This is a genomic window from Actinokineospora cianjurensis (assembly GCF_003663795.1).
GTDB classification, from domain to species: Bacteria; Actinomycetota; Actinomycetes; order Mycobacteriales; family Pseudonocardiaceae; genus Actinokineospora; species Actinokineospora terrae.
In genome coordinates, this window is record NZ_RCDD01000004.1 from 129612 (window position 1) to 154330 (window position 24719).

Below are 24719 nucleotides of genomic sequence, written 5' to 3' on the forward strand. Positions count from 1 at the left end.
ATCGCGCGCCGCTGGTCGACCGCGGTGAGCGATCGGGGTGGCCCTGCCGGGGCAGGTCTCCTCCATGGCGGAGTGCCGCACGGCGCGACGAGCCAGGTTAACAGTCACCCCTCCGGCTCGTCCGCGTCGGGGGCCTTGGGTGGCCGTCCCCGCCTCGGCAGGCCCCCCGCGGCGTCCGGCAGCCGCCCGGCCTCGGCGAGGGCGCGGCGGAGCATGAACTCGATCTGCGCGTTGGTGCTGCGCAGCTCGTCGTTCGCCCACCGGGCCACCGCGTCGTGCACGGCGGGGTCCAGCCGCAGGAGGACCTTCTTGCGTTCGGCCATCAGTGGTAGAGCGAGCCCGCGTTGACCACCGGGTGCGCCTCGTGGTCGCTGCACAGCACCACCAGCAGGTTGCTCACCATCGCCGCCTTGCGCTCCTCGTCCAGGTCGACCACCTCGCGCGCGGCGAGCCGGTCGAGCGCCAGCTCCACCATCCCCACCGCCCCCTCCACGATCCGCTTGCGGGCCGCGACCACCGCGCCTGCCTGCTGCCTGCGCAGCATGGCGCCCGCGATCTCCGGCGCGTAAGCCAGGTGGGTGATCCGCGACTCGATGACGCCGACCCCGGCCGCCTCCACCCTGGCCGCGATCTCGGCCGAGAGCCGCTGGGTGATCTCGTCGGCGTTGTCGCGCAGGGACAGGCCGGGCTCGTCGTCGTGCGCGTCGTACGGGTAGGTGGTGGCGATGTGCCGGACCGCGGTCTCGGTCTGGATCGCGACGAAGGCGATGAAGTCGTCCACCTCGAACACCGCCCGCGCGGTGTCCTGCACCTGCCACACCACGACCGCGGCGATCTCGATCGGGCTGCCGTCGGCGTCGTTGACCTTCATCACCGCGGTCTCGTGGTTGCGGATCCGGGTGGACACCTTGCGCCGCGTGGTGAACGGGTTGACCCACCGCAGCCCGTCGAGCCGCACGGTCCCCGTGTAGCGCCCCAGGAACTGCACGACCCTGGCCTCCCCGGGCGCGACCATCGTCAGCCCGCCCGTGGTGACCACGGCGGCCAACGTGATCAACGCCCCGAACACCAGCGCGGCCACGGCGGCCCCGGTGCTCAGCTCGATCTCACCGCCCAGTGCCACCACCCCCACGCCGACCAGGGCGAGTCCGCCGAGCGCGATCACCAGCGCCCCCGCGGCGATCGGCAACCCCGCCGCGCCGAACGCGGGCTTCTCCCGCACGTGCGGCGCGGGCAACAACGGTCGGTCGAAGTCCTCGACGGTGCTGTTCACAGGTCCTCCAGGGGCTAGCTCAGCTCTAGCAAAGTGATATCACTTTTTCGCGGAGAACGCCAGCACGTCGAGCCGGGGGCATGCGTCAGGCCCGGCGCTGTCGATCACGCGCCGGGGCTGGGGTCGGACTGGCTAGCTCCAGCCGAACCGGGTGCGGAGGGTGTCGGCGACCAGGTCGAAGCGGTCGGATTCGAGGACGGAGCCCTCGCGGCGCAGGTCGTGCTCGCCCAGGCCGAAGAGGCGGTCGAGGCGGAGGTAGGAGACCCGGCCGTCGCGGTCCCAGCCGCCGGTGCCGAGTTCGAGCCAGTCGGGGTCGCCCGGGTGCCGCGGCGGCCTGCTGGTCAGCATCAGTGCCCGCAGGTCGGAGCCGGTGCGGCCGACCACGAGCAGCGGGCGGTCCTTGCCGCGCCCCGGGTCGTCCTCGTACGGGACCCAGGCCCAGACGATCTCGCCGGGATCGGCGTCGCCGTCGAGGTCGGGGGCGTAGGTGAGGCTCTCCGGGCGGTCGCCGGTGGGCACCTCCCACACGGCACCGTGGGCGGGACGCGGGTCGTCGTCGGTCTGCACAAGCGGAGCGTAATGCCGGGGCGACGGACGGGTGAGGTGAAGTGGGACGTCCTGCGGCCACCCGCCGCGACGGGTAGGACTTGAGCCGTGGAGTTCCTCAGCAGCCGCGTGATCATCCACCCCCGCGACCGGGACCGGTCCCTCGCCTTCTACCGCGACACCCTGGGGTTGGCGGTGTTCCGCGAGTTCCCCGGCGGCACCGTCTTCTTCCTCGGCAACGGCCACCTGGAGCTCTCCGGCCAGGGCGGCCACGAGGCGAGCCCGGACCTCGCGCTGTGGTTGCAGGTCCGCAACCTCGCCGACGCCGCGGCCGAGTTGAGGCGGCACGGCGTCGTGTTCGCGCAGGAGCCGCGGCTACAGCCGTGGGGGCTGCGCGAGGCGTGGCTGGCCGACCCGGACGGGGTGCGGATCGTGCTCGTCGAGGTGCCGCCGGATCACCCGATGCGGTTGGACTCCCGGGAGCCCTAGTCGACCGCGTCCAGGCCGGAGGTGGTCAGCACGACCGGGCGGGCACGCGGGCAACGGGCGAACGGCGCGGATCGTCCAGCCCGCCCAGCCACCCGAGCAGCCCGGTCGCCGCCTGGGCATGGGACGATGGGCGTACCCCTGACCATGCGAGGACCTCGAGTGGCAACGTTCGCTGACACGACCTTCACGGCGCCGGAGCAGATCCGCAACTTCTGCATCATCGCGCACATCGACCACGGCAAGTCGACCCTGGCCGACCGGATGCTGCAGATCACCGGTGTCGTCGATGCGCGGGCGATGCGCGCTCAGTACCTCGACCGGATGGACATCGAGCGCGAGCGCGGCATCACCATCAAGGCGCAGAACGTGCGCCTGCCGTGGACGGTCGGCGGGTCCGACCACGTGCTGCACATGATCGACACCCCCGGGCACGTCGACTTCACCTACGAGGTCTCGCGCGCGCTCGACGCCTGCGAGGGCGCGGTCCTGCTGGTCGACGCCGCGCAGGGGATCGAGGCGCAGACGCTGGCCAACCTCTACATGGCCCTCGACCGCGACCTGCAGATCATCCCGGTGCTCAACAAGATCGACCTGCCCGCGGCCGACCCGGACAAGTACGCCGCCGAGATCGCGCACATCATCGGCTGCGAGCCCGACGACGTGCTGCGCGTCTCGGCCAAGACCGGTCACGGCGTCGGCGAGCTGCTCGACGAGGTCGTGCGCGTCGTGCCCGCCCCGGTCGGCCAGGCCGACGCGCCCGCCCGCGCGATGATCTTCGACTCGGTCTACGACACCTACCGCGGCGTGGTGACCTACATCCGCGTGGTGGACGGCAAGATCACCCCGCGCGAGCGGATCAAGATGATGTCCACCGGCGCCACCCACGAGCTGCTGGAAGTCGGCATCATCTCCCCGGAGCCCAAGCCGAGCGCGGGCCTCGGCGTCGGCGAGGTGGGCTACCTGATCACCGGCGTGAAGGACGTCCGCCAGTCCAGGGTCGGCGACACGGTCACCTCCGAGCGCAAGGGCGCCACCGAGGCACTGGCCGGCTACCGCGAGCCGCGCCCGATGGTCTACTCGGGCCTCTACCCGGTCGACGGCTCCGACTACCCCGACCTGCGCGAGGCGCTCGACAAGCTCCAGCTCAACGACGCCGCGCTCACCTACGAGCCGGAGACCTCCGCCGCGCTGGGCTTCGGCTTCCGCTGCGGCTTCCTCGGCCTGCTGCACCTGGAGATCACCCGCGACCGGCTCGAGCGCGAGTTCGGCCTCGACCTGATCTCCACCGCCCCCAACGTGGTCTACCGGGTAGTGCTCGACGACGGCAAGGAACTCGTCGTCACCAACCCCTCGGACTGGCCGGTCGGCAAGATCGGCGAGGTGTTCGAGCCGGTCGCCAAGTGCACGGTGATCGCCCCGAGCGACTTCGTCGGCACGATCATGGAGCTGTGCCAGGGCAAGCGCGGCCAGCTCGGCGGCATGGACTACCTGTCCGAGGACCGGGTGGAGCTGCGCTACACCATCCCGCTCGGCGAGATCATCTTCGACTTCTTCGACTCGCTGAAGTCGCGCACCCGCGGCTACGCCTCGCTGGACTACGAGGAGGCGGGCGAGCAGGCCGCCGAGCTGGTCAAGGTCGACATCCTGCTGCAGGGCGAGCCGGTCGACGCGTTCAGCGCGATCGTGCACCGCGACTCGGCCTACGGCTACGGCACCAGGATGACCACCAAGCTGCGCGAGCTGATCCCGCGCCAGCAGTTCGAGGTGCCCATCCAGGCCGCCATCGGCGCCAGGGTGATCGCCCGCGAGACCATCCGCGCCATGCGCAAGGACGTCCTCTCCAAGTGCTACGGCGGTGACATCAGCCGCAAGCGCAAGCTGCTGGAGAAGCAGAAGGAGGGCAAGAAGCGGATGAAGATGGTCGGGCGGGTCGAGGTGCCGCAGGAGGCGTTCGTCGCGGCACTGTCCACTGACGAGTCCGCCGACAAGGGCAAGGGCAAGAAGTAGCCGCTACGGCAGGGTGTACTCCAGGTCGTACTGGTGCTCGTCGCCGGTCTTGGTGATCCGCAGCGTGCCGGTGAGGCCGGAGAGCTCGCCCGCGCCGGTCCCGGCGACGACGGCGACCGTCAGCGACCGCTCCGAGCTGTCCGCTTCGTACGAGGTGGCCGAGTGCAGGAGCACGAAGCTGCCGGTGCGGCCGTCCAGGGTGCCCTCGACCCGCTCGATGGCCACGTACGCGGCCGCCCCGGTGGCCGCGGCGACGGCGCTGGTCATGTGCACCTCGCTGGTGGCGGCCAAGCCGCCGGAGAAGGTCTTGCGCAGCACCGTGTGGCCCAAGTCGACACCGTCGCGCTGGTCGTAGGGGCTTTCCGGCTCCCACGCGTCCACTGTGAACGTCCCGCTCGCCTGTCCGCGCACCCTGGGTCTCCCTCGCCTGTGGACAACTTCCGACGGATGTCGGCCGCATGCGCGATTCTGGTCCCTGGACGGCACACGACGAAAGGGCATCCCGATGGCCAACCCATTACCGAGACTGCGGAAGGCATGCCTGGCGCTGCCCGGAGTGACCGAGAAGGTCAGCCACGGGTCGCCGTCCTGGTTCGCGCGCGGCGACAAGGGCATGTTCGTGTCCTTCGTCGGCGAGCACCACGGCGAACGGCTGGCGTTCTGGTGCGCGGCGCCGCCGGGGGCGCAGGAGGAGATGGTGGCCGAGGACCCCGACCGGTTCTTCCGGCCGCCGTACGTCGGTCACCGCGGCTGGCTCGGGGTGTACCTCGACCGGGAGAACGACTGGGCGGAGATCGCCGAGATCGTCGACCAGGCGTTCCGGGTGGTGGCCACCAAGCGGTCGGTCGCCGAGCTGGACGCCCGGACCTGATGGGACAACCCGGGCCACCCCGCCGCGTCCTGCTGTGGGGAGGGAGCGGGGGTCAGTGGACGGAGAGGAACGCGAGGGCGTTGGCGTACTTCTCGCGGAGGCGGTCGCGGGTCGCCTGGTCGAGCTTGGCCAGGCGGGCGGGGGAGGAGTTGTCGGCGATGTCGGCGTGCTTCACGGCGAGGGCGATGGGGTTGGCGGCGACCCGGGTCAGGTAGTCCGGTTGGGACTCACCGGGGCGCTTGCTGATCGCGTCGACCGCGGCGACGACCTCGGGTGGGCACCCGGCCTCGGCCAGGTCGGCGAGGGTCACCCCGGTGTCCTCCACCACGTCGTGCAGGACGGCGGTCATCCGTTCGTGGTCGGTGGCCACGCCTGCCATGACCCGCAGCGGGTGCTCGATGTAGGGCAGGCCGGACTTGTCGAGCTGCTCACCGTGCGCCGCGCGGGCGATGCGGACGGCGTCGTCCAGGGAGAACATGCCGGGAATCTAACCGGTGGTCGGTGAAACGCACGTCGATCACTCGATCGTGTTGCACACTATCCGCGTGGGGCGCGGCTGAGGAGGGGTGATGGACGAACCGTGGGGTCTGTCCGGGCAGGAGTTCCTGGCCGCGTACTGGGCCGCGATCGCGGTGTTGCTCGGGCTGGCGATCCTGGTGCGGGTGGTGTCGGTCGTGCGTGCGACCAACGCGGCCGCTCGGGACAACGGGCAGCTCGACCACTACGAGCTGGCCATGCTCGCGCAAGGTCCTGGGCGTGTCGAGCAGACCGCCCTCGCCGGCCTGCTGAGCCGCAACGCCGTGCGGGTGAACCGGGACGGCGTCGTCAGCCCGACCGGGGGCGGCAGGCCGGCTGACGCGGTGCAGGACCAGGTGCTGCGGCTGATCGGCTCGTCGCACGCGCTCAAGGGGCGTCGCGGCCTCGGCCTCGGCAACACCGACCTCGCTCGGCGATTAGCGGACGGCCTGTCCGGCCGCGGCTACCTGACCAGGGACAAGCGCTGGGTGCGGCGGGTGCACCTGCTGTTCGGCGTGCTCTTCCTGGTGGCCGTGGCCCGGATGGTCAACGGCATCGCGCTGGAGCGCCCGGTCACCTACCTCGCGCTGTCGCTGCCCGCCACCCTGGTGCTGTGGATCGTCGCCAGGGTGCTGGTCGGCTCGAAGTCGCGCCACGCCACCCGGCACGGTCGGGCCGTGCTCAACCGGGCCAGGCAGTCGGTCTCGAACCCGAGGATCAGCGGGGCGGGCGCGGGCGCCGGGATGCTCGGCGTCGGCTTGCTGGCCCCGGTCGCCCTCTACGGCTGGGCCGCCTACCCGGACGAGGAGGTCGGCGATCTCCTGAACCAGCACCACGCGGCGGCCGCCAGCAGCGGCAGCGGGGACTCCGGCTCCAGCTCGTGCAGCAGCGGCAGCAGTTGCAGCAGCGGGAGCAGCTGCGGCGGAGGCGGCTGCGGTGGCGGTGGCTGCGGCGGCTGACGCCGGGCAGGCGTTGCCGCGGGTGTGATGTCCGCGGTGAGCCAGGGCGGCGGCCGGGGTGCGCGGTACGGTCGAGCGGTGATCACCGAGCTGGCTGTGCCGATTGTCGTGGCTCCGATGGCGGGCGGGGTCAGCGCGCCCGCGCTGGTCGCCGGGGCGGTGGACGCGGGTGCCTTCGCGTTCCTCGCCTCCGGTTACGTCACCGCGGAGGTGGTGCGCGAGCAGATCCGGCAGACGCGGGAGCTGACCGGGAAACCGTTCGGGGTCAACATCTTCGCGCCCAGCGCCCAGTCCACACAGGACCTCTCGGGGTACGGGGACGCCGTGCGCGCCGAGGCGGCGGCCAGGTACGGGGCCGAGGCGGGCGTCGAGCAGTGGGACGACGACCACTACGCGGCCAAGGTCGACGCCGTGGTCGAGGCACGGATCCCGGTGGTGTCGTTCACCTTCGCCCTGCCCCGCGCCGAGGATGTCGCGCGGCTCAAGGAGATCGGCTCGGTCGTCGTGGTCACCGTGACCACACCCGCCGAGGCCGTCGCGGCCGCCGAGCGGGGCGCGGATGTCCTGTGCGTGCAGGGTTCCGCCGCGGGCGGGCACCGCGGCGTGTTCGTCGACGACCCCGCCTACCCGGGTGGCGGCCCGCTCTACGACCTGCTCCCCGCGCTCCGGTTGACCTCCGCCGAGGTCGACCTGCCCCTGATCGCCGCCGGTGGCCTCACCCACGGCGCCGACGTCGCCGCCGTCCTCGCCGCGGGTGCCGTCGCCGCGCAGTTGGGCACGGTCTTCTTGCGCTGCCCGGAAGCAGGCACGGCCGCACCCCAGCGCGCGGCCCTGGCCCAAGGCGGACGAGAGACGATCCTGACCCGCGCCTTCACCGGCCGCCCCGCACGCGGCCTGGTCAACCGCTTCATCACCGACCACCCCAACGCCCCCAGCGCCTACCCCAACCTGCACAACCTGACCCGCCCAGTCCGCGCCGCCGCAGGCAAGGCAGGCGACGCCGAGGGAATGTCCCTCTGGGCCGGGCAGGCATACCCCCTAGCCCGCGAAACCCCCGTCGGCGACCTCATCCGCGACCTGGCAGGCGAAGCCCGCACCGCCGCGATCACCCTCACCCGCAGACTGGGCATCCCCGACTAGCGACCTGCTCCTTGGCGGGCATCTCCGTTGTGACCCTGGGAGTCGCGTGTGCGGTTGCCCACAGAGCGGGGCTTGGCGCAGCCTGATCCGGCTTACTTTACTCGGGAGTAGCTAATCGGGAGGCCGTCGGTGATCACTTCGGGAGTGGTGCGGGCCGCTGCGGGGAATGTGGCGCGGCGGGTGTTGTTCGGGGGGCTTGCTGATCACCGGCCGGTGCCGCGCACTCTGTTGGACCAGGGGCGTGCCCGATCGGTGTTCGGGTATCACCGGGTGGTGGGGGTGCGGCCCGTTGGGGAGCCGGTGTTGCTCGTGCCGCCGCTCGCTGTGCCTGATTCCTGCTTTGACCTGCGCCGGGGGTGCAGCCTGGTCGAGCACCTCGTCACCTCGGGTCGGCCGACCTACGGCGTCGGGTACGGGGAGATCGGGTTCGGTGACCGCGACCTCGGGCTGGAGCACTGGGTCGAGGACGTCCTGCCGAGCGCGGTGCGGACGGTGCACGAGCACTCCGGTGGCAGGCCCGTGCACCTGGTCGGCTGGTGCCTCGGCGGCATCCTGGCCGTGCTCACCGCGGCCCGCGTGGGGGCCGGTCCCATCGCGTCGTTGACGGCGGTGGCCAGTCCGTTCGACTTCTCCGCGATCCCGCTGCTGTGGCCGGTGCGCCCGCTCGACACCCTCACCGGGCAGACCGCGTTCCCGGCGCTCTACCGGACCCTCGGTGGCGTTCCCGCGCCGCTGGTCCGGCGGGCGTTCCAGATCAGCGCGCTGGACAAGCACCTCACCAAGCCGTTCGCGATCGCCGCCAACCTCGCCGATCGCGACTACCTGGCCCAGATCGAGGCGGTCGACCGGTTCACCGCCGCGATGGTCGCCTACCCGGGCCGCGCCGTCGCCCAGATCTACCACCGGTTCTTCCGCGCCAACGCCCTCGCCACCGGCTCCATCACCCTCGGCGGCACCCGCGTCGACCTCACCGGCGTCACCCAGCCGACCCTGGTGATCGCCGGGCGCGAGGACGTCATCGCCCCGCCCCTGGCTGCCCGTGCCCTGGTCGACCTGCTCCCGAACGCCACCTTCAGCACCGCTCCCGGCGGCCACCTCGGCGTCCTCACCGGCCGCGCGGCCAGGGGCTCGACCTGGCCGCTGGTCGACCGGTTCCACGCCGGGCTCAGCGGGTAAAGACGATCTTCCCGGCGGTGTCGCCCGCCAGCATCTGCTCGAAGCCCTCGCGGGCCCGCTCCAGCGGCAGTTCGGCGCCGATGCGCGGTCGGATGCCCGCCAGGTCGCAGAAGCGCAGCAGGTCGGTCAGCTCCTCGCGGGTGCCCATCGTGGAGCCGACCACCCGCAGTTGCAGGAAGAACAGGCGCTGCAGGTCGGCGCTGGGGTCGGGGCCGCTGGTCGAGCCGGACACCACGAGCACCCCGCCCGGCTTGAGCGCGCGCATCGAGTGCTGCCAGGTTGCCTTGCCGACCGTCTCGAACACCGCGTCGACCCGCTCGGGCAGCCGGGCGCCGGACTCGAACGTCTGGTGCGCGCCCAGCTCCGCCGCCAGCGCCCGCTTCTGCTCGGTGCGGCCGGTGACCCACACCCGCATGCCCGCGGCCCGCCCCAGCTCGACCAACGCCGTCGACACGCCGCCGGAGGCGCCCTGCACGAGCATCGTCTGCCCCGGCCGCAGTTCCGACTTCACGAACAGCATCCGGTACGCGGTGAGCCACGCCGTGCCCATGCACGCCGCCTCGCCGAAGGTCAGCCCCGCTGGCTTGGGCAGCGCGTTGCGGGCCGGCACGACCACGGTGTCGGCGAAGGTGCCCTGGTACTTCTCGGTCAGCAGGGTGCGCCTCGGGTCGAGGGTCTCGTCACCGGACCACGCCGGGTCGCTGATCACCGAGTGCAGCACCACCTCGGTCCCGTCGGCCAGCACGCCCGCGCCGTCGCAGCCCAGCGTCATCGGGAACTGCTCGGCCTTGATGCCCACCCCGCGCAGGGTCCACAGGTCGTGCATGTTCAGGCTCGCGGCCTTGACCGCCACCGCCACGAACCCGGCCGGGACCTCGGGTTCCGGGCGCTCCCCGAGGGTGAGCGCGGCCAACGGGTCGTCCGGGCTGGGGGCGGAGGCGTAGACGGCGAACATGGACCGAACATAACCACCCCGCACGCCCGGCGCCCCGGTGAAGTGGCCTAGGTCTACCCTCGGATCGTGCTGCGAGGGCTGTCCGACTGGTGGAACGACGTGGAGCTGTGGCTGATCCAGCTGTCGTTCCCGCTGCAGTTCGCCCTGGTCATGGCGATCCTGCTGCCGCTGTGCGTGGTGCTGGCCTGGTTCATCGACCGGGTCGTGGACTACGCGTCGGCCCGGTTCGGGTCCTCCCGCGACGAGGCGCCCCTCGGATCGCGCCAGGACGTGGATTCGTAGGCTGCCCCGGTGGCTTCGCGCAGACGCATCACCGTGGCGCTGGTCGGTCTGGTCCTCCTGGTCCTCGCCGGCTGGCTGATCAAGGACGCCGGTACCCCCGGGGCCGCGCCCGGCCCGACCCCGCTGTCCACCCTGCCGGTGGAGGCCGCCGCCACCTGGCGCCTGGTCGAGAGCGGGGGACCGTTCCCCTACCCTGCCCACGACGGCAAGACCTTCGCCAACCGCGAGCGCAGGCTGCCGGAGCAAGCCCCCGACCACTACCGGGAGTACACCGTGCCCACCCCAGGCAGCCGCGACCGCGGCGCCCGACGCTTGATCACCGGCAGCGCCGGTGAGCTGTTCTACACCGGCGACCACTACGCCGGCTTCGTCACCGTGGACCCGACCCGATGACCGACTACACGGTCGACGGCACCGGAATCCGCAGCAAGCGCGCCATGTTCACCAGCCTGGCAGGCGCGTTGTCCTTCCCGGACTGGTTCGGGCACAACCTCGACGGCCTCTACGACTGCCTGACCGACCTGTCGTGGCTGCCGGAGGGCGTGATCACGGTGGTGTGGACCGACTCGACCGTGCTGGCCGCCGCCGACCCGGCCGGGTACGCGGGCATCCGCGAGGTGCTCGACGACGCCGTGGAGGGGTTCGCGACCCCCGGCCGGTCGTTGGCGGTCGTGATCTCCTGACCTCAGGGCACCCAGTTCGCCTTGCGCTTCTGCGCGAAGGCCGAGATGCCCTCTTGCCCTTCCTCGCTCGCGAAGAACCCCGCCGACAGGGCCAGCATCTCGGCGAAGTCGGTCGTCATGTCGGCGGGGCGCTCGCGGCGCAGCATCGCCTTGGTGCCCGCGAGCGCCTTGGGCCCGCCGAGGGCGAGCATCGAGGTGTAGCGGGCGACCTCGTCGTCGAGGTCGGTGCTGGGCACCGCGGAGTTGAGCAGGCCGATCTGCACCGCGCGGGCGGCGTCGAACTGCTCGCCGGTGAGGAACAGCTCGTGCGCGGCGCGGGGCAGCAGGCGGGGCAGCAGGGTGACCGAGATGATGGCCGGGACCACGCCGATGCGGACCTCGGTGAGCGCGAAGGTCGCGGTGGTGGCCGCCACGGCGATGTCCGCGGCGGCGACGATGCCGACGCCGCCCGCCCGCGCCGGACCGGCCAGCTTCGCCACGACCGGCTTCGGGCTGGTCCAGATCTGCTGCAGGATGGCCGGGAACTCCTGGACCCCCTGCGCGGCCGCGGAAGCGCCACCCGCCTCCTTGAGGTCCATTCCCGCGCAGAACACCGGTCCGGTGTGGTCGAGCACGATGACGCGGACGGCGTCGTCGTCGGTCGCGGTGCTCAGGTGGGCCCGCAGTTCGCGCCGCAGTTGCGCGGATAGCGCGTTGCGGTTGTCCGGCGAGTCCAGGGTGATCCGTGCGATGCCCGCCTCGACCGCGTAGTGCACAAGCTCATCAGCCATGCCGCTCACCCTAGTGGCGCTAGTGCTGGTGATAGGAGTGCACGACGGCGTGACCCTTACCCCTCCCGATGAGCCATTTGTTCACCGGGACAGTTAGCGCGAACGCCACCACCAGCGAGAACGCCAACGCTAGCCAGAACAGCGCGCTGGCGAGGCCCGCGTCCATCGCGCCGGGCACGACGAGCATCACGCCGTTGTCGACGATCTCCATCACCGTGATCGACACCGTGTCGGCGGCCAGCGCGATCCGTAGGGCCCTCGCGGCCGGAACACCCGCGCGCAGCACCGGGCCGATGGTCAGCGAGTAGCCGAAAACGAAGGCCAACGCGATCGATAGCACCACCGTGGCCAGGTTCGACCAGCCGAGTGCGGTGCCGATCACCATCCCCAGCACCTCGCCGATAGCGCAGCCGGTCAGGCAGTGCAGCGTCGCGCTCATGGCCTGCCGCCAGGGGTTCACCTGGGTGTGTCCGTGGTGTTCCATGCGGCCGACTATACCCCTGGGGGGTATCGAAACCGCAGGGCGCGGGAGGGGCGCCCTGCGGTCTCGGTCACATCAGCAGTCACATCACCCGGTCACGTCACCGGGTCGGGGCCTCAGGTGACGATCGTGGTGGTGATCGCCGGGTTCGGGCTCGGGTAGCACGCTGCGGGCACGGTCACGTCCACGAACAGGACGCGCACCACCCCGGTCGCGGTCAGCCCCGGGTCGCTGAAGCTCGTGCCGTACAACGACGTGTCGATGGTGCCCGGGGCGTTCGCGGTGAGGTTGAGCGTGATCGTCGGCAGCTCGAAGGTCGACCCGCCGACGACCGGTCCCGCCGCGGTGAGCGACGCGACACCGCCGGAGACGGTGAGGTTGGTGGTGCCGACCCCGGACCCGCCGGACAGCGAGCTGGACACGTAGGTCGAGTTCGCCGGGATCGGGACCTTGAAGGTCAGGTTCTGCACCCGCTTGAGCGTGTAGGTCCCGACGGTCGCCGGGATGCTCGCGGGCTGCGGGTCGATCACCACGCTCAACGCGCCACCGGCGGCCACGCTCGCGGGCGCGCTCACGTCCAGCGGCTGGGTAAGAGTGGCCGGGTAGGTCGTGCCCAGCGCGGTGGCCTGGCAGGCGTAGTTGACGGTCACCGGGACGGCGGACGCGGGCGGGGCGAGCAACACCAGTGGCAGTGTGACGAGAGCGGCGATGGACAGGGCGCGACGCGATGTCGGCTTCATCAGAGCACCTCGACTTCGGTGTGTCGGACTTCGGACTCGGCCGCGCGGCGTAATCATGGTTGCGCTGTTCGGCGGAGTCGGCAAACGCCCGTTCACGTAGTCGGCTCTGGGCACCTTGTGCACAGCGACTCCCCGGAGTTCCGACCCGCCCGGGCGGGCGACCCCCGACTCGACACATCACCCCCGGCGCCCACCCACAAGGCCCAGCGCCCGGTGCCCGTCAGCGACCGGGGCGGCCACACGAGTGGAGTTCGCGTTTCGGTAAGGCAGCGGTCAGGCGGTGCGCGCGGCGGAGGCGGTGACCTCGTCGTACCGGTCGAGCACCACATCGGCGACCGACGCGCCGAGCGGCTCGGCCACCGCGGCGTCCCCGGCCAGCGAGCGCACCCGGTCCGGCAGCAGGCCGGGCGCGAGGAAGTACGACGCGACCGCGATCCGGCGGGCACCCCTGGCGCGCAGCGCGGCCACCGCGGCGGCGACGTCCGGCGTCGAGGTCGAGGCGAACGCCGCCCGCACCCCCGACCACCCCTGGGTGTGCGCCCACCGCTCCGCGATGTCGGTGACCCGCGCGTTCGCGGGCGCGTGCGACGACCCGGTGGCGGCGAGCACGACGCCGAGGTCCGGGTCGCCCGGCGCCGCGCCGACCTCGGCCAACCGGCCGAGCAGCGCCGACTCCAGCTTCGGGTCCGGACCCAGCACGTCGCCGACCGTCGTGGACAGCCGCGGCATCCGAGACCGGGCTTCTTCAAGCAGGCCCGGTAGGTCTACCCGAGCGTGGTAGGCCCGCCCGAGCAGGAGTGGCACAACAACGACCTGCCGGTGCCCTTCGGCATAGAGCCCGGTCAGCACCTCCAACAGAGGTGGCGTTGACAGGTCGAGGAACGCTCCACGCACGTCCAACCCCGGGCGCAGCGCCCGGACGGCGTCGAGCAGATCGCCCACGGCAGCCGCGGATCTGGGATCGCGACTGCCGTGGGCGACACCGACTAGGGGGATCGAGTGCACGGGTACCTAGTTCTTCCGGAGCCCGCGGGCGTTGAGCGTGATCTTCTCCACCGGGGCGAACACCAGCAGTTCGATGCCGACGCCCACGAACAGGATCAGGATGATGCCGGTGATCACCATCGGCATGTCGAACAGCGACATCCCGTTGTGCAGGAACTGGCCGAGGCCGTCACCGAGTTCCGGCGACGACGCGATCAGCTCCGCGGCCATCAGCGACCGCCACGAGAACGCCCAGCCCTGCTTCATCCCGGCCAGGTAGCCGGGCAGCGCCGCGGGCAGCAGGATGTGCCGGGCGTTGGCGAACGTGCCCGCGCCCATCACCTTGCCCACCCTGGGCAGGATCGGCGGGATCTGGTCGATGCCCGCCACCAGCCCGTTGGCGATCGAGGGCACCGCGCCCAGCAGCACCACCATGTAGATCGTGGTGTCGGTCAGGCCGAACCAGATCACCGCGGCGGGCACCCAGGCCACCGACGGCAGGCTCTGCAGGCCCGACACCAGCGGCCCGATCGCCGCGCGGACCAGCTTGACCCTGGCCAGCAGCAGCCCGAGCGGGGTCGCGATGCCCAGGGCGATGACGAACCCGATCACCGCACGGTGCACCGACGTCCACAGGAACTCCCACACCTGACCGGACTCGACCAGACCCCAGAAGACCCCGGCGATGGTCCCCGGCGAGGGCAGTTGGTGCTCGGGCAGCCACGCGGTCGCCCACACCGCCTGCCACACCGCGACGAACAGGATCGCCGCCCCGATCGGCGGCAGCACCGCGCCGCCGATCCGGCGGGCCCGCGAGCGCTGCGGACCGGTGCGGGGCGCGTCGAGCGCGTCGAGACCGCCGATCGCGCCGTCGACCTCCTCCGCGGTGGCCTCGGTCGACACGCGCGCGGTGCCCTCGTCCTTGGTGTCCTGGTCAAGCCGCGGCATGGGTGCTGATCACCTCCCGCAACTTGGCGGCGATGGTGTCCACGGCCACCAGTTCGTCGGACCCGGTGAGCCCGTCGACGTCCCACTCGTCGACGACCCGGCCCGGCCGCGACGAGAGCAGCACGACCCGCTGGCCGAGCCGGACCGCCTCGCGCACGTCGTGGGTGACGAAGACGACCGCGGTCCCGGTCGCCCGCCACACCCGCAGCAGTTCCGCCTGCAGCAGGTCGCGGGTGATCGCGTCGAGCGCGGAGAACGGCTCGTCCATCAGCATCAGCGCGTGCTTGCCGTCGGCGGAGCCCTGGACCGCCGAGGCCAGCGAGCGGGCCAGCGCGACCCGCTGGCGCATGCCGCCGGAGAGCTCGTGCGGGCGCTTGCGGCCCGTGCCCTCCAGCCGCACCAGGCTCAGCAGCTCCTCGACCTTGGCGGCGCGCTCGGCGCGCCCCACCCCGGCCAGCCGCAGCGGCAGTTCGATGTTGCGGTGCACGGTGAGCCAGGGCATCAGCGCGTGCTCCTGGAACATCACCGCGGGGCGCGAGGTGGTGAGCGTGATCCGGCCGGACGAGGGCTGCTCCAGCCCGGCGATCAGGTTGAGCAGCGTGGTCTTGCCGCACCCGGAGGCGCCGACCAGGCACACGAACTCCCCTGGTCGGACCGCCAGGTCGATGCCGTCCAGCGCGGTGACCGCCTGCCTGCCGGTGCCGAAGACCTTGTGCAGGTCCTCCAACCGGACGGCGACCTCGGTCTCGACCGCGTTCTCCAGTGCGATTGCCATCTCGCGCCCCTCTCTCCTACTGCCCGCGTCCTACTTCTTGTCCAGGCCCGCGGCGTCCACAGCGGACTGACCGGCCCCGGTGAGCACCTCGTTGAGCAGCCTCAGGTCGAGGAAGCCCTTCACGTCGGTCTCCTTCTGCGCGACCTTCGCGGTGACCGCGTCCTTGCTCAGCTGCGGCAGCAGCGCGGCGTACGGGTCGAGGGTGAAGCTGAGGTTGGTGAACGCGCGGTCGATGGTCGCGGCGTTGAGCTCCTTGCCGGTCAGCGCCTTGAGCTGGGCGTTGACCGCGGTCTTGGCGCCAGCGGTGTCCTTCTTGGTGTAGTCGACGCTGGCGACCAGGCCCTTGAGCAGGCCCTTCACCGTCTCCGGGTGGTCGGCGAGGAAGGTGGTGGACACGATCAGCACGGTGGTCGGGAACTCGCCGCCCGGCCACAGGTCCTTCTCGTCGAGCAGCACCTTGGCGCCCGCCTCCAGCACCAGCCGCGACGACCACGGCTCCGGCAGCCACGCCGCCTGCACGCTGCCCTTCTTGAACTCCTCCAGCGCCAGCGCGTTCTCGGTGTTCTGCACCTTCACCTTGTCGGTGAGCTGCTTGTCCGCGAGCCACTTCTTCAGCGCGATGTCCTGGGTGTTGCCCAGCTGCGGGGTCACCACCGTCTTGCCGACCAGGTCCTGCTCGGAGTTGATCTCCGGCTTGACCACCAGCTGCGCGCCGCGCGAGGCGGTGCCCGCCACCAGCCGCACGGCCTTGCCGTCGGACTTGCCGTAGGCGTTGAGCGAGGGGCCCGAGCCGATGAACGTCGCGTCCAGCGAGCCGCCGTAGAGCGCGTTGACGGCCTCGCCACCGGCGTTGAACTTGGTCGGCACCAGCTTGGTGCTGCCCAGCTCCTTGGTGAACAGGCCCTTCTCCAAGCCGACCAGCGCCGGGGCGTGCGTCACGTTGGGGAAGTACCCCAGCCGAAGCTCGGCGGCGGGACCCTTGCCCGCGCTTGCGGCGCCACTGCTCGCGGGGGCGGAACCGGTGTCGCCCGAGTCCGCGCGGGAGCAGCCCGCCAGGGCGCTCGCGAGGGACAGGGCAACAGCGGCTGCGGCTAAGACGCGGGATCGCTTCACTTCGGTGGGGCCTTTCCGGGGAGGGGTTGTACTGCTGTTACGGACCGGGGGAGACGAGGTCTCCCGCCGTGCTCGCACCGGACGCGGATCCGGTGGTGGACAGGGCTTGCAGACCGGCGCCGACCAGACCGGCCGCCAACGTCGAGCCGTCGGCGGCGTCGATCACCAGGAACGCGCCGGTGCGCCGGTTGACCGCGTAGTCGTCGACCGGCAGCGGCTCGGCCGTGCGCACCAGCACCCGGCCGATCTCGTTGAGCTCGAGGGACCTCGGGTCGGGCACCGAGATGAGCTTCTGCTCGTCGAACCGGGCGTTGAGCTCGCCGACGACGGCCTGCACCGTCCGCGCGCCGTGCTTGACCAGCACCCTGGCGCCCGCCCGCAGCGGCTTGTCCGACAGCCACGCCAGGGTCGCCTCGAACTCGTCCACGGCAGGCGGCGGCTCGATCGCCGCGGCGATCAGGTCGCCGCGCGAGATGTCGATGTCGTCGGCCAGCACCAGCGTCACCGACTGACCCGCCTCGGCCTCGGCCAGTTCGCCGTCCGGGGTGTCGATCCTGGCGACCGTGGTGCGCAGCCCCGACGGGAGCACGACCACCTCGTCACCCGGGCGGACCGTGCCCGCCGCGACCTGGCCCGCGTAGCCGCGGTAGTCGGTGTGCTCCGCGGTGTTGGTGCGGATCACGTACTGCACCGGGAAGCGCAGCGGCGCGTCGTGCGGGTCCGGCTCGACCGGGACGGTCTCCAGGTGCTCGAGCAGCGTCGGACCGGCGTACCAGGGTGTGTGCCCGGACCGCTCCACCACGTTGTCGCCGACCAGCGCCGACACCGGGATGGACAGCACCGAGCCGATCGGGTAGCCCAGCGCGGTGGCGTGGTCGGTGAACTCCTTGGCGATCACCTCGAAGGTCGCCTCGTCGTAGGACACGAGGTCGATCTTGTTGACCGCCAGCACCAGGCGGGGAACGCCGAGCAGCGCCAGCACCGCGGCGTGGCGGCGGGTCTGCTCCAGCACCCCCTTGCGCGCGTCGACCAGCAGCACGGCCAACTGCGCGGTGGACGCGCCGGTGACGGTGTTGCGGGTGTACTGCACGTGCCCGGGGGTGTCGGCGAGCACGAACGAGCGCCTGGGCGTGGCGAAGTAGCGGTAGGCCACGTCGATGGTGATGCCCTGCTCGCGCTCGGAGCGCAGCCCGTCGACCAGCAGCGACAGGTCCGGAGTGGACAGTCCCTTGTCCACGCTGGCGCGGTGCACCGCGTCGAGGGTGTCGGCCAGCACGGACTTGGTGTCGTAGAGCAGCCGCCCGACCAGGGTGGACTTCCCGTCGTCGACACTGCCCGCCGTCGCCAGTCGCAGCAGGTCCTGGGTGGTGGTAGCCATTAGAAGTAGCCCTCCCGCTTGCGGTCCTCCATGGCGGCCTCGGACAGTCGGTCATCGGCGCGGGTCGCCCCGCGCTCGGTCAACCGGCTCGCCGAGACCTCGGCGATCACCTCGTCGAGGTCGGCCGCCTCGGACAGCACGGCACCGGTGCACGACCCGTCGCCGACCGTCCGGTACCGCACGGTCAACTCCTCGACGGGCTCGTCGGCGCGCGGGCCGAACCACGGACCGGCCGTCAGCCACATCCCGTCGCGCTGGAACACCTCTCGGGTGTGCGCGAAGTAGATGGACGGCAGCACGATCGCCTCGCGCTTGATGTAGCGCCAGACGTCGAGTTCGGTCCAGTTGGAGAGCGGGAACACACGAACGTGTTCGCCCGCGCGGTGCCTGCCGTTATAGAGGTTCCACAGTTCGGGACGCTGGCGCCGCGGCTCCCACTGGCCAAAGGAATTCCGTAGGCTGAAGATTCTTTCTTTCGCGCGGGCGCGTTCCTCGTCGCGGCGGCCACCACCGAACACGGCGTCGAACTTGCCGGTGGTGATGGCGTCGAGCAACGGCACCGTCTGCAAAGGATTTCGCGTTCCGTCCGGCCGTTCTTCGAGCCGACCGTCGTCGATGTAGTCCTGCACGTTGGCCACCACGAGCCGTAAGCCGTAGCGCTCGACGGTGCGGTCGCGGAACTCGATGACCTCGTCCAGGTTGTGCCCGGTGTCCACGTGCAGTAGCGGGAATGGGACGGGTGCGGGCCAGAACGCCTTGACCGCCAAGTGAAGCAGTACGGTGGAGTCCTTACCGCCGGAGAACAGGATCACCGGTCGGTCGAACTCACCCGCCACCTCCCGGAAGATGTGGATGGCCTCGGACTCCAGTCGGGCGAGGGCGTCCAGCGGTGCGCGGGTCGACCCCGGCTGTGTCTGTTGTGTACTCATGTTCCCGTCGTCCTCAGCCATGCAGTCCGCACTCGGTCTTGCCCGTGCCCGCCCAGCGACCGCTGCGGGCGTCCTGCCCCGGCAACGGCTTGGCCGTGCACGGCTTGCAGCCGATGGACGGGTAGCCCTCCTGCACCAACGGGTTCTCCAGGATCCCGTGGTCGGCGATGTAGCGGGTGAACTCGTCGTCGCTCCACGGCGCGATCGGGTTCACCTTCACCAAGCCGTTGCGGTCGTCCCACTGCACGATCGGCGTGTCCGCCCGCGTCGGCGCGTCCACCCGGCGCACCCCGGTGACCCACGCGCGGTACCCGGACAGGGTCTGGCGCAGCGGCACCACCTTGCGCAGGAAGCAGCACTGCGTCGGGTTCGTCTGGTTCAGCAACCCGAACTCGGCCTCCTGGTCGGCAACCGACTGCTTGGCCGCCGCGTTGACGATCCGCACCTCCGGGTAGACGACGGCCACCGCGTCGCGGGTGCCGATGGTCTCCGCGAAGTGGTAGCCGGTCTCCAGGAACAGCACGTCGATATCGCGCTTGGCCCGGTAGGCCAGGTCGATCAGCACGGCGTCCTGCATGTTCGACGCCACGATGAACTCGTCGCCGAAGGTCTCGGCCGTCCAGGCCAACGCCTCCGCCGCGCTCGCCCCCGCCAACTCGCGTTCCGCCCGAGCCGCCAGGTCCTGGTGGGTGGTGGTCACTTCGCTGCCTCCCCCGACAGATTCAGTCCGACGAACTTGACCGTGAAGACCCGCCTGCACCCGGTGCACAGCCAGGCCATGTGCGGCTCCTCCTGCGGTCGCAGGTCCTCGTCACCGCAGTACGGGCAGTAGAAGGGCGTCGCCCGCTCGCTCATCGCAGGTCGTCCTCGTCGGCGCGCACGACCCACTGCGCGAACCGCTCGTCGCCGTCGCGCTTGGCGACGAAGTTGCGCACCACGCGCTCGACGTAGTCGGGCAGTTCCGCGCCGGTCACCTTGTGCCCGCGCAGCTTGCGGCCGAACCCGGCGTCCATGCCGAGCCCGCCGCCCAGGTGCACCTGGAAGCCCTCGACCTGGTTGCCGTCGTCGTCGGTGACGATCTGGCCCTTGAGGCCGATGTCGGCGGTCTGGATCCGGGCGCACGAGTTCGGGCAGCCGTTGATGTGCACCGAGATCGGCGCGGTGATGCCGTCGGTGACGTCGGTGAGCCTGGCCTCCAGCGCCGACACCAGGTCGTGCGCGCGGGCCTTGGTCTCGACGATGGCCAGCTTGCAGAACTCGATGCCGGTGCAGGCCATCACGCCCCGCCGCCACGGCGACGGCGTGGACTGCAGACCCAGCTTGGCCAGGTCGGCCTGCAACCCGGCCACCTCGGCCTCGGGCACGTCGAGCACGACCAGCTTCTGCTGCGGGGTGAACCGCACCCGGTTCGACCCGGCCCGCTCGGCGGCCTTGGCGATCTCCACCAGCGCCGACCCGGACACCCGGCCCGCGATCGGGGCGGCGCCGACGTAGTAGCGGCCGTCCTTCTGCTTGTGCACGCCGATGTGGTCGATCGGCACCGCGGGCACCTCCGGCGCCGGGCCGTCGACCAGCTTGCGGTGCAGGTACTCGTCCTCGACCACCTGGCGGAACTTGGCCGCGCCCCAGTCCTTGAGCAGGAACTTGATCCTGGCCCGGTGCCGCAGGCGGCGGTAGCCGTAGTCGCGGAACACGCCGATCACCGCGCCGTAGACGTCGGCGACCTCGTCGAGCGGCACCCACGCGCCCAGCCGCTGACCGATCATCGGGTTGGTGGACAGGCCGCCGCCGACCCACACGTCGAACCCGGGACCGTGCTCCGGGTGCACCACGCCGACGAAGGCGATGTCGTGGATCTCGTGGGCGACGTCGGGCAGCCCGGACACCGCGGACTTGAACTTGCGCGGCAGGTTCGAGTACGCCGGGTCGCCGATGAACCGGCGCTTGATGTCCTCGATCGCCTGGGTGCCGTCGATGACCTCGTCCTGGGCGATGCCCGCCACCGGCGAACCGAGGATGACCCGGGGGCTGTCGCCGCAAGCCTCCATCGTGGTCATGCCCGCGCCCTCGAGCTTCTGCCAGATCGCGGGCATGTCCTCGACCCGGATCCAGTGGTACTGGATGTTCTGCCGGTCGGTGATGTCGGCGGTGTCGCGCGCGTAGGTCTGCGACACCTCGCCGAGCACGGCGAGCTGCTCGGTGGTCACCGCGCCGCCGTCGGTGCGCACCCGCAGCATGAAGTACGAGTCGTCGAGCTCCTCGGGCTCCAGGGTCGCGGTCCGGCCGCCGTCGATCCCCGGCTTGCGCTGGGTGTAGAGGCCGTACCAGCGGAAACGCCCGCGCAGGTCACCGGGGTCGATGCTGTCGAACCCGCCCTTGGCGTAGATGTTCTCGATCCTGGCCCGCACGTTGAGCGGGTTGTCGTCCTTCTTGGACCGTTCGTTGGGATTCAGCGGCTCGCGGTAGCCGAGCGCCCACTGACCCTCGCCCCGCGGCGTGCGGGCCGGGGGCTTGGTGGGGGAAACCGGGGTGGGGGGTGTGGTGGGGGACACCGGTGGTTCCTCCGGGATCGGGGCGCTCGTGCGCGCCACGACGACCCCAGGCGGCGGTGCGGGGGATCACTCAGCGGCGCACCCGACGCCTGCTGAATGCGAATAGGCGTGGACGTCAGCGGTGCTGACGGCACATCGCGCTGGACACGCGCTGGAAGTCCACGTGGCGGCGGGCCACCAGGAAGACCTCAGTCGCGGACATGGGGGTCAGCGTGCCACGCGTCCACGGTGTGGTCCACCACCATCCGGATGCTGGGACGCAGGTCACGGGTCTTGCGCCGCCTGCGCCGGGGCGGGCGGCCGGACCTGGGAGGATGTCCGACATGGCCGCAGCTCCCCCGCAGGGTGACCCCGCGCCCGTCGACGGTTCCCTGCCGCAGTCCGCCCTCGCGGGCCTCGGGGACCGGCCGTTCGGGGTGTACGTGCACGTCCCGTTCTGCGCGACCCGGTGCGGCTACTGCGATTTCAACACCTACACCGCCGGTGAACTGGGCACTTCGGCGTCGCCGGAGTCGTGGTTGGCGGGTCTGCGACAAGAACTCGACCTCGCCGCCCACGTTCTGGGATCGGCGCCCGCCGCTGACACTGTGTTCGTCGGCGGTGGCACTCCGTCACTGCTGGGGTCCGCCGGGCTGTCCCAGGTGCTGGACGCGGTGCGGTCGGTGTTCGGCCTCGCGCCCGGCGCCGAGGTCACCACCGAGTCCAACCCGGAGTCGACCTCGCCCGAGTTCTTCGCCGGGATCGCCGACGCCGGCTACACCCGGGTGTCGCTCGGCATGCAGTCCGCCGCCCGGCACGTGCTGGCGATCCTGGACCGGACGCACACCCCTGGCCGGGCCGTCGCCGCCGCGCGGGAGGCCACGGCGGCGGGCATCGAGCACGTCAACCTGGACCTGATCTACGGGACGCCGGGGGAGCGGCCGGGCGACCTGGCCGCCTCGCTGGACGCGGTGCTGGCGGCGGGTGTCGACCACGTGTCGGCGTACTCGCTGATCGTCGAGGACGGGACCGCGCTGGCCAGGCGCGTGCGCGGGGGCGAGTTGCCGATGCCGGACGACGACGTGCTCGCCGACCGCTACGAGCAGGTCGACGCGGCCATGGCGGCGGCCGGTCTGCACTGGTACGAGGTCTCCAACTGGGCCGCCACCGACGCGGCCAGGTGCAGGCACAACCTCGGCTACTGGCTCGGCGGCGACTGGTGGGGCGCCGGTCCTGGCGCGCACAGCCACGTCGGCGGCATCCGCTGGTGGAACGTCAAGCACCCGGCCCGCTACACCGCCCTGCTCGCCGACGGCTCCTCCCCCGCCGCCGCCCGCGAACACCTCACCCAGGCCGACCAACGCCTCGAACGCGTCCTCCTGGAACTCCGCCTCTCCGACGGCCTCCCCACCGACGCCCTCACCCCCGCCGCCCTGACCGAGGCCCACTGCGCCGCGACCGACGGCCTGCTGGACCCCACCGCCCTCACCTCCGGCCGCTGCGTCCTCACCCCCCGGGGCCGCCTCCTGGCCGACGCCGTGGTGCGCCGACTCACCTGAGCCGCTGCCCGAGCGTTGGCGGCAGTTCTGCCCAGGTGGCCACGCGGATCACCCCCGCGACGCGGCCGGGGTCGCGGGTCTGGTTCGGGACTTTCGGCCTGACTTGGGGCTCGGGCGTATCTGCTACGAGGTCGCGGCCTCTTGTCGGCAGCGCAACGCCACAAGTGAGGGGTCATGCGATGGCGGTCACGATGCAGCACGTCCGGCAGCAGTTATCCGCCCAGGAGGTGGACTACTCCACCGCGGCCGAGTTGGGCGACGACGCCCTGCCGCACCTGGAGGAACTCGCCTCGCGCGCGGACACGGTGCTCGCCTGCAAGGCGCTCTACCTGGCCAGTCTGATCGGCGGGCCGCGGTCGACGGAGATCATCGCCAGTGCCGCGGACCACGCGGATCCGATCATCCGGATCGCGGCGTCGGCGGCGCTGCGCAACCTGCGGCAGGCGGACCGGACCCGTTAGGCGCCCCCCGCCGCCCCGCTCTCCGTAAACTCGCGTCGAGACCCCGCGCACACGGATGAGGGAGGTGGCCCGTGGTCAGTTCCGACGAGCGCCGGTTCGAGGTGCTGCGGGCGATCGTCGCCGACTATGTGCGCGACCACGAGCCCGTCGCGTCCAAGGCGATCGTCGACCGGCACAACCTCGGGGTGTCCAGCGCGACCGTCCGCAACGACATGGCGTCGCTGGAGGAGGACGGGTACATCACCCAGCCGCACACCAGCGCGGGCCGCATCCCCACCGACAAGGGCTACCGGCTCTTCGTCGACCGGCTCAGCGACGTCAAACCGCTGTCCACCGCCGAGCGCAAGGCCATCCAGAGCTTCCTGGAGGGCGCCATCGACCTCGACGACGTGATGCGCCGCAGCGTCCGGTTGCTCGCCCAGCTGACCCGGCAGGTCGCGGTGATCCAGTACCCGACGCTGACCACCTCCACGGTGCGCCACGTCGAGCTGGTCAGCATCACCCCGGCCAGGTTGATGCTGGTGCTGATCACCGACACCGGCCGGGTCGACCAGCGGGTGGTCGACCTCGGCGACGTGGTCACCGACGAGACCGTGGCCAGGCTGCGCTCCATGGTCAACACCACCCTGGCGGGCAAGCGGCTCGCCGACGCCGCGGCCAGCGTCGCCGAACTGCCGGAATCCGCGCCGGGCGAGCTGCGCGAGGTCGTCACCAGGCTGGCCACGGTGCTGGTCGAGTCGCTCGTCGAACACCCCGAGGAGCGGCTGGTGCTCGGCGGCACCGCCAACCTCACCCGCAACGTCGCCGACTTCCCCCACTCGCTGCGCCAGGTGCTCGAGGCGCTGGAGGAGCAGGTCGTCGTGCTCAAGCTGCTCGCCGCGACCGCCGACCCGGGCACCATCACGGTGCGCATCGGCGAGGAGAACGAGGCCGAGGAGATGCGTTCCACCTCGGTGGTGTCCATCGGCTACGGCACCCGTGCCACCCTGTTGGGCGGCATGGGCGTGGTCGGTCCGACCCGGATGGACTACCCCACCAACATCGCCGCGGTACGCGCGGTGGCGAACTACGTCGGGAAGATCCTCGGTCGGTAGAGGATCGGTCGAACAGGTATCGAAGCGCCCCGGCACGCCCGGGGCAGGAGGACTGGACA

Annotated in this window: 31 protein-coding genes; 12 read left to right on the top strand and 19 right to left on the bottom strand. The window is 71.4% G+C overall.

Translation table 11 applies throughout. The annotated features are described in order from the left end of the window. Positions 1–104: 104 nt before the first annotated feature. The 3 genes from CLV68_RS23195 to CLV68_RS23205 form a co-directional block, all read right to left on the bottom strand. The gene (locus CLV68_RS23195) at positions 105–323 is read right to left on the bottom strand and encodes a type II toxin-antitoxin system antitoxin (protein ID WP_121393032.1); all 219 of its coding nucleotides are present in this window, start codon (positions 321–323) and stop codon (positions 105–107) included. After that, positions 323–1273 carry an SPFH domain-containing protein gene (locus CLV68_RS23200; protein ID WP_170224547.1) on the bottom strand — a complete coding sequence of 317 codons (951 nt, stop codon included), beginning with the start codon at positions 1271–1273 and terminating at the stop codon, positions 323–325. Before CLV68_RS23200 ends, CLV68_RS23195 begins: the two co-directional genes overlap by 1 nt. A 132-nt stretch (positions 1274–1405) precedes the next feature. Beyond that, positions 1406–1840 (bottom strand): type II toxin-antitoxin system PemK/MazF family toxin, encoded by a 435-nt coding sequence (locus tag CLV68_RS23205; RefSeq protein WP_092777071.1) that lies wholly within the window; start codon positions 1838–1840, stop codon positions 1406–1408. A gap of 87 nt (positions 1841–1927) precedes the next feature. Here CLV68_RS23205 and CLV68_RS23210 point away from each other — a divergent pair, with 87 nt between their 5' ends. Both CLV68_RS23210 and lepA read left to right on the top strand, forming a co-directional pair. Further along, positions 1928–2308 carry a VOC family protein gene (locus CLV68_RS23210; RefSeq protein ID WP_121393033.1) on the top strand — a complete coding sequence of 127 codons (381 nt, stop codon included), beginning with the start codon at positions 1928–1930 and terminating at the stop codon, positions 2306–2308. 159 nt (positions 2309–2467) lie between these two features. Continuing rightward, a complete protein-coding gene (gene lepA, locus CLV68_RS23215) occupies positions 2468–4315 on the top strand; it encodes a translation elongation factor 4 (RefSeq protein ID WP_121393034.1) in 1848 nt (615 codons plus the stop codon). A gap of 3 nt (positions 4316–4318) precedes the next feature. On the opposite strand, the gene CLV68_RS23220 is transcribed toward lepA, so the two are convergent. Then, positions 4319–4726, bottom strand: coding sequence for a DUF3224 domain-containing protein (locus tag CLV68_RS23220; RefSeq protein WP_211346741.1), 408 nt, complete (start codon positions 4724–4726; stop codon positions 4319–4321). Positions 4727–4820: 94 nt separating this feature from the next. On the opposite strand from CLV68_RS23220, the gene CLV68_RS23225 reads away from it, so the two are divergent. Further along, complete coding sequence (locus CLV68_RS23225) at positions 4821–5186, top strand: MmcQ/YjbR family DNA-binding protein (protein WP_121393036.1); 366 nt, start codon at positions 4821–4823, stop codon at positions 5184–5186. Positions 5187–5238: 52 nt separating this feature from the next. Here CLV68_RS23225 and CLV68_RS23230 read toward each other — a convergent pair whose 3' ends face one another. Beyond that, a complete protein-coding gene (locus tag CLV68_RS23230; RefSeq protein WP_121393037.1) occupies positions 5239–5664 on the bottom strand; it encodes an HD domain-containing protein in 426 nt (141 codons plus the stop codon). A gap of 91 nt (positions 5665–5755) precedes the next feature. Between CLV68_RS23230 and CLV68_RS23235 the strand changes: the two genes are divergently transcribed. From CLV68_RS23235 to CLV68_RS23245, 3 genes are all read left to right on the top strand, one after another. Beyond that, entirely contained in the window at positions 5756–6661 is a 906-nt protein-coding gene (locus CLV68_RS23235) for a TIGR04222 domain-containing membrane protein (protein ID WP_121393038.1), read from the top strand. 78 nt (positions 6662–6739) lie between these two features. Beyond that, entirely contained in the window at positions 6740–7801 is a 1062-nt protein-coding gene (locus tag CLV68_RS23240) for a nitronate monooxygenase (protein ID WP_121393039.1), read from the top strand. A 147-nt stretch (positions 7802–7948) separates the two neighbouring features. Beyond that, on the top strand, positions 7949–8977 hold the full coding sequence (locus CLV68_RS23245; RefSeq protein WP_425454879.1) for an alpha/beta fold hydrolase: 1029 nt from the start codon (positions 7949–7951) through the stop codon (positions 8975–8977). Here CLV68_RS23245 and CLV68_RS23250 read toward each other — a convergent pair. Next, on the bottom strand, positions 8967–9932 hold the full coding sequence (locus CLV68_RS23250; RefSeq protein WP_121393040.1) for a zinc-binding dehydrogenase: 966 nt from the start codon (positions 9930–9932) through the stop codon (positions 8967–8969). The two genes, CLV68_RS23245 and CLV68_RS23250, sit on opposite strands and share 11 nt — an antisense overlap. A gap of 66 nt (positions 9933–9998) precedes the next feature. Between CLV68_RS23250 and CLV68_RS23255 the strand changes: the two genes are divergently transcribed. The 3 genes from CLV68_RS23255 to CLV68_RS23265 are packed head-to-tail and all read left to right on the top strand — an operon-like array spanning position 9999 to position 10897. After that, positions 9999–10214, top strand: a complete 216-nt coding sequence (locus CLV68_RS23255) for a hypothetical protein (protein ID WP_121393041.1) — start codon at positions 9999–10001, stop codon at positions 10212–10214. Positions 10215–10223: 9 nt separating this feature from the next. Then, a complete protein-coding gene (locus CLV68_RS23260) occupies positions 10224–10607 on the top strand; it encodes a guanyl-specific ribonuclease (protein ID WP_121393042.1) in 384 nt (127 codons plus the stop codon). Next, complete coding sequence (locus CLV68_RS23265; protein WP_121393043.1) at positions 10604–10897, top strand: barstar family protein; 294 nt, start codon at positions 10604–10606, stop codon at positions 10895–10897. Before CLV68_RS23260 ends, CLV68_RS23265 begins: the two co-directional genes overlap by 4 nt. A gap of 2 nt (positions 10898–10899) precedes the next feature. Here CLV68_RS23265 and CLV68_RS23270 read toward each other — a convergent pair whose 3' ends face one another. From CLV68_RS23270 to CLV68_RS36040, 13 genes are all read right to left on the bottom strand, one after another. Further along, the gene (locus tag CLV68_RS23270) at positions 10900–11667 is read right to left on the bottom strand and encodes an enoyl-CoA hydratase-related protein (RefSeq protein WP_121393044.1); all 768 of its coding nucleotides are present in this window, start codon (positions 11665–11667) and stop codon (positions 10900–10902) included. 19 nt (positions 11668–11686) lie between these two features. Further along, positions 11687–12151, bottom strand: coding sequence for a DUF4396 domain-containing protein (locus tag CLV68_RS23275; RefSeq protein ID WP_121393045.1), 465 nt, complete (start codon positions 12149–12151; stop codon positions 11687–11689). 113 nt (positions 12152–12264) lie between these two features. Then, the gene (locus tag CLV68_RS23280; protein ID WP_121393046.1) at positions 12265–12888 is read right to left on the bottom strand and encodes a cyclase; all 624 of its coding nucleotides are present in this window, start codon (positions 12886–12888) and stop codon (positions 12265–12267) included. A 273-nt stretch (positions 12889–13161) separates the two neighbouring features. Next, complete coding sequence (locus CLV68_RS23285) at positions 13162–13884, bottom strand: sirohydrochlorin chelatase (protein WP_121393373.1); 723 nt, start codon at positions 13882–13884, stop codon at positions 13162–13164. A 15-nt stretch (positions 13885–13899) separates the two neighbouring features. Then, positions 13900–14820: an ABC transporter permease gene (locus CLV68_RS23290; RefSeq protein WP_121393047.1), complete on the bottom strand. Its 921-nt coding sequence runs from the start codon at positions 14818–14820 to the stop codon at positions 13900–13902. Further along, a complete protein-coding gene (locus CLV68_RS23295) occupies positions 14807–15595 on the bottom strand; it encodes an ABC transporter ATP-binding protein (RefSeq protein ID WP_121393048.1) in 789 nt (262 codons plus the stop codon). The genes CLV68_RS23290 and CLV68_RS23295 overlap by 14 nt, the downstream gene beginning before the upstream one ends. 30 nt (positions 15596–15625) lie before the next feature. Further along, on the bottom strand, positions 15626–16708 hold the full coding sequence (locus tag CLV68_RS23300; RefSeq protein ID WP_121393049.1) for an ABC transporter substrate-binding protein: 1083 nt from the start codon (positions 16706–16708) through the stop codon (positions 15626–15628). Positions 16709–16745: 37 nt separating this feature from the next. Continuing rightward, positions 16746–18086 (bottom strand): sulfate adenylyltransferase subunit 1, encoded by a 1341-nt coding sequence (locus CLV68_RS23305; protein WP_121393050.1) that lies wholly within the window; start codon positions 18084–18086, stop codon positions 16746–16748. Next, positions 18086–19015, bottom strand: a complete 930-nt coding sequence (gene cysD, locus CLV68_RS23310; protein WP_121393051.1) for a sulfate adenylyltransferase subunit CysD — start codon at positions 19013–19015, stop codon at positions 18086–18088. The genes CLV68_RS23305 and cysD overlap by 1 nt, the downstream gene beginning before the upstream one ends. A gap of 13 nt (positions 19016–19028) precedes the next feature. Further along, on the bottom strand, positions 19029–19715 hold the full coding sequence (locus CLV68_RS23315) for a phosphoadenylyl-sulfate reductase (RefSeq protein WP_121393052.1): 687 nt from the start codon (positions 19713–19715) through the stop codon (positions 19029–19031). After that, positions 19712–19870: an Insertion element protein gene (locus tag CLV68_RS23320; protein ID WP_121393053.1), complete on the bottom strand. Its 159-nt coding sequence runs from the start codon at positions 19868–19870 to the stop codon at positions 19712–19714. Before CLV68_RS23320 ends, CLV68_RS23315 begins: the two co-directional genes overlap by 4 nt. Then, complete coding sequence (locus CLV68_RS23325) at positions 19867–21567, bottom strand: nitrite/sulfite reductase (protein ID WP_121393054.1); 1701 nt, start codon at positions 21565–21567, stop codon at positions 19867–19869. Before CLV68_RS23325 ends, CLV68_RS23320 begins: the two co-directional genes overlap by 4 nt. A 115-nt stretch (positions 21568–21682) precedes the next feature. Then, the gene (locus CLV68_RS36040) at positions 21683–21892 is read right to left on the bottom strand and encodes a putative leader peptide (protein ID WP_425454871.1); all 210 of its coding nucleotides are present in this window, start codon (positions 21890–21892) and stop codon (positions 21683–21685) included. Between CLV68_RS36040 and hemW the strand changes: the two genes are divergently transcribed. The 3 genes from hemW to hrcA all read left to right on the top strand — a co-directional run bounded on the left by hemW (position 21891) and on the right by hrcA (position 24660). Next, positions 21891–23105, top strand: coding sequence for a radical SAM family heme chaperone HemW (hemW, locus tag CLV68_RS23330; RefSeq protein ID WP_170224549.1), 1215 nt, complete (start codon positions 21891–21893; stop codon positions 23103–23105). The genes CLV68_RS36040 and hemW overlap by 2 nt on opposite strands. Before the next feature lie 179 nt (positions 23106–23284). Next, complete coding sequence (locus CLV68_RS23335) at positions 23285–23566, top strand: hypothetical protein (RefSeq protein ID WP_121393056.1); 282 nt, start codon at positions 23285–23287, stop codon at positions 23564–23566. A gap of 71 nt (positions 23567–23637) precedes the next feature. Beyond that, the gene (hrcA, locus tag CLV68_RS23340) at positions 23638–24660 is read left to right on the top strand and encodes a heat-inducible transcriptional repressor HrcA (RefSeq protein WP_121393057.1); all 1023 of its coding nucleotides are present in this window, start codon (positions 23638–23640) and stop codon (positions 24658–24660) included. Positions 24661–24719 lie beyond the last annotated feature (59 nt).

What these genes read in the sequence shown, in the direction of transcription:
- CLV68_RS23195 (WP_121393032.1), bottom strand. Translation starts at nt 323, where the DNA reads ATGGCCGAACGCAAGAAGGTCCTCCTGCGGCTGGACCCCGCCGTGCAC.
- CLV68_RS23225 (WP_121393036.1), top strand. Translation starts at nt 4,821, where the DNA reads ATGGCCAACCCATTACCGAGACTGCGGAAGGCATGCCTGGCGCTGCCC.
- CLV68_RS23230 (WP_121393037.1), bottom strand. Translation starts at nt 5,664, where the DNA reads ATGTTCTCCCTGGACGACGCCGTCCGCATCGCCCGCGCGGCGCACGGT.
- CLV68_RS23235 (WP_121393038.1), top strand. Translation starts at nt 5,756, where the DNA reads ATGGACGAACCGTGGGGTCTGTCCGGGCAGGAGTTCCTGGCCGCGTAC.
- CLV68_RS23250 (WP_121393040.1), bottom strand. Translation starts at nt 9,932, where the DNA reads ATGTTCGCCGTCTACGCCTCCGCCCCCAGCCCGGACGACCCGTTGGCC.
- CLV68_RS23265 (WP_121393043.1), top strand. Translation starts at nt 10,604, where the DNA reads ATGACCGACTACACGGTCGACGGCACCGGAATCCGCAGCAAGCGCGCC.
- CLV68_RS23270 (WP_121393044.1), bottom strand. Translation starts at nt 11,667, where the DNA reads ATGGCTGATGAGCTTGTGCACTACGCGGTCGAGGCGGGCATCGCACGG.
- CLV68_RS23275 (WP_121393045.1), bottom strand. Translation starts at nt 12,151, where the DNA reads ATGGAACACCACGGACACACCCAGGTGAACCCCTGGCGGCAGGCCATG.
- CLV68_RS23280 (WP_121393046.1), bottom strand. Translation starts at nt 12,888, where the DNA reads ATGAAGCCGACATCGCGTCGCGCCCTGTCCATCGCCGCTCTCGTCACA.
- CLV68_RS23290 (WP_121393047.1), bottom strand. Translation starts at nt 14,820, where the DNA reads ATGCCGCGGCTTGACCAGGACACCAAGGACGAGGGCACCGCGCGCGTG.
- CLV68_RS23295 (WP_121393048.1), bottom strand. Translation starts at nt 15,595, where the DNA reads ATGGCAATCGCACTGGAGAACGCGGTCGAGACCGAGGTCGCCGTCCGG.
- CLV68_RS23305 (WP_121393050.1), bottom strand. Translation starts at nt 18,086, where the DNA reads ATGGCTACCACCACCCAGGACCTGCTGCGACTGGCGACGGCGGGCAGT.
- cysD (WP_121393051.1), bottom strand. Translation starts at nt 19,015, where the DNA reads ATGAGTACACAACAGACACAGCCGGGGTCGACCCGCGCACCGCTGGAC.
- CLV68_RS23320 (WP_121393053.1), bottom strand. Translation starts at nt 19,870, where the DNA reads ATGAGCGAGCGGGCGACGCCCTTCTACTGCCCGTACTGCGGTGACGAG.
- hemW (WP_170224549.1), top strand. Translation starts at nt 21,891, where the DNA reads ATGGCCGCAGCTCCCCCGCAGGGTGACCCCGCGCCCGTCGACGGTTCC.
- CLV68_RS36040 (WP_425454871.1), bottom strand. Translation starts at nt 21,892, where the DNA reads ATGTCGGACATCCTCCCAGGTCCGGCCGCCCGCCCCGGCGCAGGCGGC.
- CLV68_RS23335 (WP_121393056.1), top strand. Translation starts at nt 23,285, where the DNA reads ATGGCGGTCACGATGCAGCACGTCCGGCAGCAGTTATCCGCCCAGGAG.